The 5,716-nt window shown below is 70.1% G+C and carries 9 protein-coding genes and 1 pseudogene; 2 read left to right on the plus strand and 8 right to left on the minus strand.

Translation table 11 applies throughout. The features are described from left to right. Positions 1-28: 28 nt before the first annotated feature. From AB0C69_RS36945 to infA, 6 genes and pseudogenes are all read right to left on the minus strand, one after another. Positions 29-322, minus strand: a pseudogene (locus tag AB0C69_RS36945) (DNA-directed RNA polymerase subunit alpha); the annotation flags it as partial. A 104-nt stretch (positions 323-426) separates the two neighbouring features. After that, positions 427-1,053: a 30S ribosomal protein S4 gene (gene rpsD, locus AB0C69_RS36950; protein WP_345176417.1), complete on the minus strand. Its 627-nt coding sequence runs from the start codon at positions 1,051-1,053 to the stop codon at positions 427-429. A gap of 20 nt (positions 1,054-1,073) precedes the next feature. Further along, positions 1,074-1,475 (minus strand): 30S ribosomal protein S11, encoded by a 402-nt coding sequence (gene rpsK / locus AB0C69_RS36955; protein ID WP_021596710.1) that lies wholly within the window; start codon positions 1,473-1,475, stop codon positions 1,074-1,076. A gap of 48 nt (positions 1,476-1,523) precedes the next feature. Continuing rightward, positions 1,524-1,904: a 30S ribosomal protein S13 gene (gene rpsM, locus AB0C69_RS36960; protein ID WP_345176414.1), complete on the minus strand. Its 381-nt coding sequence runs from the start codon at positions 1,902-1,904 to the stop codon at positions 1,524-1,526. 197 nt (positions 1,905-2,101) lie between these two features. Further along, on the minus strand, positions 2,102-2,215 hold the full coding sequence (gene rpmJ, locus AB0C69_RS36965; RefSeq protein WP_021596712.1) for a 50S ribosomal protein L36: 114 nt from the start codon (positions 2,213-2,215) through the stop codon (positions 2,102-2,104). Positions 2,216-2,281: 66 nt separating this feature from the next. After that, positions 2,282-2,503 carry a translation initiation factor IF-1 gene (gene infA, locus AB0C69_RS36970; protein ID WP_034519601.1) on the minus strand — a complete coding sequence of 74 codons (222 nt, stop codon included), beginning with the start codon at positions 2,501-2,503 and terminating at the stop codon, positions 2,282-2,284. A gap of 260 nt (positions 2,504-2,763) precedes the next feature. Here infA and AB0C69_RS36975 point away from each other — a divergent pair, with 260 nt between their 5' ends. Continuing rightward, entirely contained in the window at positions 2,764-3,321 is a 558-nt protein-coding gene (locus AB0C69_RS36975) for a hypothetical protein (RefSeq protein WP_345176407.1), read from the plus strand. A gap of 171 nt (positions 3,322-3,492) precedes the next feature. Further along, positions 3,493-4,308, plus strand: a complete 816-nt coding sequence (locus tag AB0C69_RS36980; RefSeq protein ID WP_345176404.1) for a phosphodiesterase — start codon at positions 3,493-3,495, stop codon at positions 4,306-4,308. A gap of 52 nt (positions 4,309-4,360) precedes the next feature. Here AB0C69_RS36980 and AB0C69_RS36985 read toward each other — a convergent pair whose 3' ends face one another. Both AB0C69_RS36985 and map read right to left on the minus strand, forming a co-directional pair. Beyond that, positions 4,361-4,807, minus strand: coding sequence for a DUF1707 domain-containing protein (locus AB0C69_RS36985; protein WP_360360277.1), 447 nt, complete (start codon positions 4,805-4,807; stop codon positions 4,361-4,363). Positions 4,808-4,834: 27 nt separating this feature from the next. Beyond that, positions 4,835-5,662 (minus strand): type I methionyl aminopeptidase, encoded by an 828-nt coding sequence (gene map / locus AB0C69_RS36990; RefSeq protein ID WP_345176397.1) that lies wholly within the window; start codon positions 5,660-5,662, stop codon positions 4,835-4,837. Between the last annotated feature and the right edge of the window lie 54 nt (positions 5,663-5,716).

Here is a 5,716-nt window from a genome sequence, read left to right on the forward strand (position 1 = left end):
GAGGGCGAGGCGTTCACCGCGCCCTACAGCGCAGGTACATGACGACGGGCTCGTCGTGCTCGGAGGAGACGACGAGCTCCTTGAGGTTCAGGATGATGTCGGTGACGTCCTCCTTCACCCCGGGCACGGTCGAGAACTCGTGCAGGACGCCCTCGATCCGGATGCTGGTGACGGCCGCACCGGGAATGGAGGAGAGCAGCGTGCGGCGCAGCGAGTTGCCGATCGTGTAGCCGAAGCCCGGCTCCAGCGGCTCGATGGTGAACCGCGACCGGTACTCGTCGACCTGCTCTTCGGTGAGAGTGGGACGCTGAGCGATGAGCATGGTGGTGCCTTCTTTCCGCGGTGCCCGCTATTTGACTACCGCGTTCTGGATTCTTCCCCGATCCGCCGGGGCCCCAACGGGGGACCCCGGCGGGCGTTGAGCCCTTACTTGGAGTAGAGCTCGACGATCAGCTGCTCCTGGACGGGAGCGTCGATCTGCTGCCGGACGGGCAGCGAGTGCACGAGGATCCGCATCTTCTCGCCGTCGACCCCGAGCCACGCCGGAACCGGACGCTCGCCGACCTCGGCCTTGGCGACCTGGAACGGCGTCATCTCCAGCGACTTGGGCTTGACGTCGACGATGTCGGCCTCGCCGACCAGGGCCGACGGGATGTTGACCTTCTTGCCGTTGACCCGGATGTGGCCGTGCCGGATGAGCTGGCGGGCCATGTCGCGGGACTTGGCGAAGCCGGCCCGGTAGACGACGTTGTCGAGCCGGCGCTCCAGCAGCATGAGCAGGTTGTCACCCGTCTTGCCCTGCTGGCGGGTCGCCTCGACGTAGTAGTTGTGGAACTGCCGCTCAAGCACGCCGTAGATGCGCCGCGCCTTCTGCTTCTCGCGAAGCTGCAGCAGGTACTCGGTCTCCTTGGGCCGACCGCGACCGTGCTCACCCGGCGGGTAGGGACGGATCTCGATCGGGCACTTCGGGCCCTCGCACTTGCTGCCCTTGAGGAACAGCTTCATCTTCTCGCGGCGGCAGAGCTTGCAGTCCGCACCGGTGTAACGAGCCATTGTTCTAGATCTCCCCTGCCTCAGACCCGGCGACGCTTCGGCGGGCGGCAGCCGTTGTGCGGAACGGGCGTGACGTCCTGGATCGAGCCCACCTCGAGGCCGGTGGCCTGCAGCGACCGGATGGCGGTCTCGCGGCCCGAGCCCGGGCCCTTCACGAAGACGTCGACCTTGCGCATGCCGTGCTCCATCGCGCGCCGGGCGGCGGCCTCGGCGGCCTGCTGCGCGGCGAACGGGGTGGACTTGCGCGAGCCCTTGAACCCGACGTGGCCCGAGGAGGCCCAGGAGATCACGTTGCCGTTGGGGTCGGTGATCGAAACGATCGTGTTGTTGAACGTGCTCTTGATGTGGGCGTGCCCGTGAGCGACGTTCTTCTTTTCCTTGCGGCGCACCTTCTTGGCGCCGACACGGCTCTTAGGAGGCATGTGCTCTCTCTACTCTTGAGGTCATCGATCCGGAGGACCGACTCCGGACTACTTCTTGCCGGCCTTCTTCTTGCCGGCCACGGTCTTCTTCTTGCCCTTGCGGGTGCGGGCGTTGGTCTGCGTGCGCTGACCGTGCACCGGAAGCCCGCGGCGGTGCCGGATGCCCTGGTAGCACCCGATCTCGATCTTGCGGCGGATGTCCGCCTGGACCTCGCGGCGAAGATCACCCTCGATCTTGTAGTTCGCCTCGATCCAGTCGCGGAGCTTGACCAGCTCGTCGTCGCCGAGCTGGTGCACGCGCAGGTCGCCGCTGATGCTGGTACCCGCAAGGGTCTCCAGCGCCCGCGTCCGGCCGATGCCGAAGATGTAGGTGAGAGCGACCTCGAGGCGCTTGTCGCGCGGGAGGTCGACGCCGAGGAGGCGTGCCATGTGGGCAGTTCCCTTCATTCGTCCGGAGGTATGGACGCACCGCCTCCGCATACACCCTGCCCGGGTGGCGGCCCCGGCCTCCGGAGTTCCGGGGGTGCCCCTCCACACGACACTGCCGTACGGCCGGATCCCGGAGTTCCCGGACCCGGCGCGTACGGCCGTGTGAAGGCTGCGGTGCGCTTGCTGGGTTGCGAGCGTCAGCCCTGACGCTGCTTGTGGCGCGGGTCGGAGCAGATGACCATGACCCGGCCGTGCCGGCGGATGACGCGGCACTTGTTGCAGATCTTCTTGACGCTCGGCTTGACCTTCACTGGGTCTCCTAGAGATAAGGGTCACCCCCGCGCCGCCACGCACGGGGAAGGCAACCCCAGTGGGATTTACTTGTAGCGGTAGACGATCCGACCGCGCGTGAGGTCGTAGGGGCTCAGCTCCACAACGACGCGGTCGTCCGGCAGGATCCGGATGTAGTGCATCCGCATCTTGCCGCTGATGTGGGCGAGCACCTTGTGCCCGTTGTCGAGCTCCACCTTGAACATGGCGTTCGGCAGCGACTCGATGACGGTGCCCTCGATCTCGATGGCCCCTTCTTTCTTGGGCATGTCCTCCGCGCTTCGCTGATCGGCTCATTGGACGCGGTCCGGCTCTCCAGGGGAGAATCAGCCGCGACCCGCACCGCGGCGCGGATGCGCCAGGAAGGGGAATCGAGCGGCCGTCGACGGACCGACAAGGGAGTCTACGTCAACCGGCCGTCCAATGCGAAATCGACGCATGATACGTGTCCGGAGACTGCTCCCGAGTCAAGCATACCTCGCCTGCGCGTTGTACCTTTCCAGGAGAGCGACGTTCGAGGAGGGTCAGCATGCCGAGCTATGACTTCGCGCTGATCCTCAGCCGTCCCCTCTACGAGGACGAGCTCGACCCGCTGTTCGACCGCACCCACGGCGCCGTCACCGTGTCGATCGTCAGCGAGCCGCAGCACGCCGACCGGCGCGGAAACGCCTCGTGCACCTGGCCCGGCGCCACCCTCGCCGCGGCGATCATGGAGGTGGTCGGGCACGTCGAGGAGAGCGCGCCCGGCCTGCACGTCCTGCAGGTGGAGGCCGACCCGCTGCTGACCATCCGCGACATCGCCGAGCGGGTGGGCCGGTCCCTCGACTCGGTCCGGCACGCGATCACCGGGGCGCGCGGCGCCACCGGCTTCCCGTCCTCGGAGATGTCCACCGCCGGTCACCGGCTGTGGCGGTGGTCCAAGGTCGCCGCCTGGTACGGGCTCGACGATCCCCAGCTCATCGAGGCCAAGCCGACCGTCCAGGCCATCAACGGCTGGCTCGCGCTGCGCGACGTCGTCCCCGACGTCGCCCCTGCTCCAGAGGACGTCACCTCGGCCCTGTCCCTCGTCATCCCCCACGTCGCCTGAGCGCGCGTCGCCCGGGCGAGGCGGAGGACGCCGCCCCGGCGACCGCGCTCCCGGCGGGGGGCGAGTCGACAGTCCCGGCGCGCGGACGCGAAGATCGTCTCGGCGCCCGCGCCCGGGGCTGCCCGGAACGCGGGGTTCCGTGATGTGCTGGGGGCGACGGGGAGGGGATCGATGGCGATCATCGCGCAGCTGAGCGACATCCATCTGGCGGCCGGACGCAACGGCGGGATGGACGACGACTCGGGGCCGGTCCGCGCGCTGCGGGCCGCCGTGTCGAGCCTGCTGTCGCTGCCCGCGCGGCCCGACGCCGTCGTGCTCACCGGGGACCTCGCCGACCGCGGCCTGCCCTCCGAGTACGCCCGGCTGCACGCGCTGCTGTCGCCGCTGCCGATGGCCGTCTACCCGATGTGCGGCAACCACGACGACCGCGACGAGATGCGCCGGACGTTCGCCGACCATCCGGCGGTCGCGGCGACGGGAACCGGGCCCGGGGCGCCCGTCCAGTACGCCGTCGACGTGGCCGGCGTGCGCCTGGTCTGCTGCGACACGACCGTCGACGGCCACCCCCACGGGCACATGAGCGAGGAGAGGCTCGCCTGGCTGGAGGAGACGCTGAGCGCCGCGCCCGGCGTCCCGACCGTCATCGCCACCCACCACCCGCCGTATCCGATCGGGATGCGGTTCATCGACGACCTGCGGTTCGTCGACCCCGCCGGGTTCGCGGCCGTGATCTCCCGGCACCCGCAGGTCGTCCGGGTGATCTCCGGGCACGCGCACCGGGCGACGGTCGGATCGCTGGCGGGACGGGTCTGCACCACCTGCCCGAGCACCTACCGGCAGCTGTTCCTCGACCTCACCCAGCGGGGCCGCGCCGCCGTCACCGGGGAGCCCGCAGGGTTCGCCCTGCACCTCGTCGGCGAGGACGGCACCGCCACCACCCACTTCGCCCCGACCGGGAACTACAGGCCCCTGATGGACGTGGAGTGACCCCGCCGGGCGGCACCGGGCACGCCGGCCCGGCCCCTGCCGGACGGGCGCGTCAGCGGTCGTCCTGGCGCCCGCCGAAGACCGTGCGCATCAGCAGGACGGCGCCCCACGGGGCCGCCACCCAGATCCACCACGGGTAGACCGCGCCCGACGTCACCAGGATGATCAGCCACACCGTCAGGTTGATCGCGCTGACCGTCGCCCAGGCGCCCCACATCGCCGCCATCCGCTGCGGTCCGAGGTCGCCCGACGGCCGCCGCGCCGGCGACGCGGTGCCCTTGCTCTGCGTCGCGGGGACCGGGAGCTGGTACAGGTCCTCCTCGGGCAGGTCGGACGTGACCTCCTGGAGCTGCCCGAGCGTCTTGGCGCCGTAGACCGCGTCCAGCCGCTCCTGCAGCTCGTCCATCGTGATCCGGCCCTCCGCGCAGTGCTCGCGCAGACTCGCGGCCACCCGGTCGCGGTCGGCGTCCGACGCCCGGATCTCAGGGTTCGGCGCCATCGCTCCTCCGCTCCTCAGGACCTGCCTTCACTCTCCATTCTGCGGCGCGGATCCGAGCTTCGCGAACCGGTCCCGGCCTTCGTCGAGCGCCGTCAGGACGCGGGGGCCGTCCGCCGTGACCGCGAACGTGTGCTCGAAGTGCGCCGAGGAGCGCCCGTCGGTCGTCACGACCGTCCAGCCGTCGTCGAGCTCGACGGTCTCCTTCGTGCCGAGGTTCACCATCGGCTCCACCGCGAAGCACATGCCCGGCTCCAGGACGGGCCCGTGCCCGGGCGCGCCGTGGTTGGGGATCAGCGGGTCCATGTGCATCTCGGTCCCGATGCCGTGCCCGCCGTAGCCCTCGACGATGCCGTAGCGCCCCTGAGAGCGGATGTGGGACTCGATCGCATGGGAGATGTCCGTGAGGCGGGCGCCGGCGCGCCCGGCCGCGAGGCCGCGCCACAGGGACTCCTCCGCGACCTCCAGCAACCGCCGCTCCTCGTCGGTGATCTCCCCCACCGGGACCGTGATCGCCGCGTCGCCGTGCCAGCCCTCCACGATCGCGCCGCAGTCGATGGACAGCACGTCGCCCTCGCGCAGGATCTTGTCCGCCCGCGGGATGCCGTGCACGATCTCCTCGTTGACCGACGCGCAGATCGTCCCCGTGAAGCCGTGGTAGCCCTTGAACGACGGGACGCCGCCGTTGTCGCGGATGTGCTCCTCGGCGAGCGCGTCCAGGTCCAGCGTGCTCAGGCCGGGCTCGGCGGCCGCGCGCAGCAGCTCCAGCGTCCGGCCGACGAGCAGACCCGCCGCGCGCATCAGCTCGACCTGCTCCGCGGTCTTCATCTGGATCATGAGCCTGCGCCGTTTGAACATCTCTCCCCTTGCACCGGTCCTCGCGCCGAAACGGCCGCGCGGACGCGGGATCAC

This window comes from Actinomadura sp. NPDC048032 (assembly GCF_040653175.1).
Classification (GTDB): domain Bacteria; phylum Actinomycetota; class Actinomycetes; order Streptosporangiales; family Streptosporangiaceae; genus Spirillospora; species Spirillospora verrucosospora.

Coding starts and splice junctions, on each gene's coding strand:
- rpsD (WP_345176417.1), bottom strand. CDS start 1,053: ATGGCTCGTTACACCGGTGCGGACTGCAAGCTCTGCCGCCGCGAGAAG.
- rpsK (WP_021596710.1), bottom strand. CDS start 1,475: ATGCCTCCTAAGAGCCGTGTCGGCGCCAAGAAGGTGCGCCGCAAGGAA.
- rpsM (WP_345176414.1), bottom strand. CDS start 1,904: ATGGCACGCCTCCTCGGCGTCGACCTCCCGCGCGACAAGCGCCTCGAG.
- infA (WP_034519601.1), bottom strand. CDS start 2,503: ATGCCCAAGAAAGAAGGGGCCATCGAGATCGAGGGCACCGTCATCGAG.
- AB0C69_RS36975 (WP_345176407.1), top strand. CDS start 2,764: ATGCCGAGCTATGACTTCGCGCTGATCCTCAGCCGTCCCCTCTACGAG.
- AB0C69_RS36980 (WP_345176404.1), top strand. CDS start 3,493: ATGGCGATCATCGCGCAGCTGAGCGACATCCATCTGGCGGCCGGACGC.
- AB0C69_RS36985 (WP_360360277.1), bottom strand. CDS start 4,807: ATGGCGCCGAACCCTGAGATCCGGGCGTCGGACGCCGACCGCGACCGG.
- map (WP_345176397.1), bottom strand. CDS start 5,662: ATGTTCAAACGGCGCAGGCTCATGATCCAGATGAAGACCGCGGAGCAG.